Annotated in this window: 3 protein-coding genes and 1 pseudogene; all 4 read left to right on the top strand. The window is 44.0% G+C overall.

Going from position 1 to position 1,947, the window contains the following annotated elements; translation table 11 throughout:
* Positions 1–144 (top strand): annotated as a pseudogene (locus PAN06_RS14010) (TIGR01212 family radical SAM protein); the annotation flags it as partial.
* Complete coding sequence (locus PAN06_RS14005; protein WP_049474013.1) at positions 128–685, top strand: class I SAM-dependent methyltransferase; 558 nt, start codon at positions 128–130, stop codon at positions 683–685. The pseudogene PAN06_RS14010 and the gene PAN06_RS14005, both read left to right, overlap by 17 nt.
* A complete protein-coding gene (locus tag PAN06_RS14000; protein WP_049474012.1) occupies positions 678–932 on the top strand; it encodes a hypothetical protein in 255 nt (84 codons plus the stop codon). The genes PAN06_RS14005 and PAN06_RS14000 overlap by 8 nt, the downstream gene beginning before the upstream one ends.
* A 12-nt stretch (positions 933–944) precedes the next feature.
* On the top strand, positions 945–1,947 hold a 1,003-nt coding region (locus tag PAN06_RS13995; protein ID WP_269796632.1), incomplete at its 3' end, for a sodium:proton antiporter.

Genomic DNA, 1,947 nt, shown 5'->3' with positions numbered 1-1,947 from the left:
CCACGGGATATGTTGATTGGCCCTATGTGGAGTCTCAACAAATGGGAAGTCCTAAACGCTATTGAAACTGAAATGCGTCGGCGTGGAAGTACCCAAGGATGTAAGCTAGAAGAAAAGGAGACTGCCAATGCTTCGACCACTTGAAATGGCCCATCAATTTTTAGCAGAAGTCATCACCAAAGAAGATGTGGTGGTGGATGCGACCATGGGAAATGGACATGATACGGCCTTTTTAGCTCAACTAGCAGGCCAGGTCTATGCCTTTGATATTCAGGAGCAGGCACTTGTAAATACTCAAGAAAGATTGGAGAAGTTGGGTCTTCAACATGTCCAGTTGATTTTGGATGGCCACCAGCATGTGGACCAATATGTGGAGACCCTCAAAGCAGCTATTTTTAATCTGGGTTATCTGCCATCTGCAGATAAATCGGTCATTACTCTTCCAGCTACCACGATTGAAGCGATGGAAAAAATCTGTGCTCGCCTAGAAAAAGGTGGGCGAATGGCTATTATGATCTATTATGGTCATGAGGGAGGAGACATCGAGCGTGATGCAGTGCTGGACTTTGTTAGTCATCTGCCTCAAAAAGACTATACAGCGACTATCTACCGGACACTGAATCAAGTGAATCAGCCACCCTTTTTGGTCATGATCGAAAAATTAGAAAGCTACCGTCATGGATAAAGAATATTTAAAGAATAAAATCGAAGGATTGAGACATCATTTTGTTGAATCAACCATCCACGAGCGTGCAATGGGTTTTTATGATGAAGCCCATATGACCAAAAAGATGCTCAAAATAAAAAAGAAATTGGTTTCGCTTGAGATGGAACGGTGCCAAAAGAAGATTGAGCACAAGGATGTAACCAAGACAGACCAAAAGATTGCGGAGTTAAAACAGCAATTTGAGACCTGCTGCCAAGAACGCTAAGGAGGGAGTGATATGGAACTACTCCTTTATGCAGTGATCTTTTCGATGATTTTGATCGTCTCAAATGCCACCAATAAACTTGTGCCAAGCCTTCCTCTGCCCTTGATTCAAATTTTACTAGGGATTGGTTGGGCTTTCTTTGTCCCAGAAGAAAATTTTCATCTGGATACCGAGCTCTTTCTAGCCTTGGTCATTGGCCCTCTTTTATTTCGAGAGGCAGAAGAAGCAGATATTACTTCTGTCTTGAAACACTGGCGCATCATTCTTTATTTGATTTTTCCAGTGATTTTTATCTCCACCATTAGTTTGGGCTGGGCAGCTCACTCCTTGTGGCTGAGCCTTCCTTTAGCAGCCTGTATGGCAGTAGGGGCAGCCCTTGGGCCTACCGACTTAGTAGCCTTTGCTTCCCTGTCTGAGCGCTTTAGCTTTCCAAAGCGGGTTTCGAATATCTTAAAAGGCGAAGGGTTACTAAATGATGCCTCTGGTCTAGTCGCCTTTCGAGTGGCCTTGGCAGCCCTTGCGACCGGAAGTTTCTCTCTTGGAGAGGCAGGAGTTTCCTTAGGAATCTCCATCATTGGAGGATTTGCAGTGGGGATCTTGACGGCCTTTGTGAACCGGTGGCTGCAAACCTTGCTCTTGAGTGTTCGCGCTAGTGATATTGCCAGTGAATTGTTATTAGAACTGAGTCTCCCTCTGTTAACCTTCTTCTTAGCAGAAGAACTCCATGTCTCTGGTATCATTGCAGTAGTTGTGTCAGGGATCCTAAAAGCCAGTCGCTTTAAGCACATTACCCTCCTTGAAGCGCGGGTAGATACTGTGAGTCATACTGTCTGGAATACGGTCAACTTTATCTTAAATGGGTCGGTCTTTGTCATCTTAGGAATGGAATTGGAAATGATCGCCAAGCCCATCTTAAGTAGTCCCATATACAATAATCTTCTTTTAGTTCTTTCTGTCTTCCTGTTGACAGCCTTGCTCTTTTTGATTCGTTTTGTCATGGTTTACCTCTTTTATT

The organism is Streptococcus sp. SM3 (genome assembly GCF_027497875.1).
This window is presented reverse-complemented; position numbering and strand designations above follow the sequence as displayed.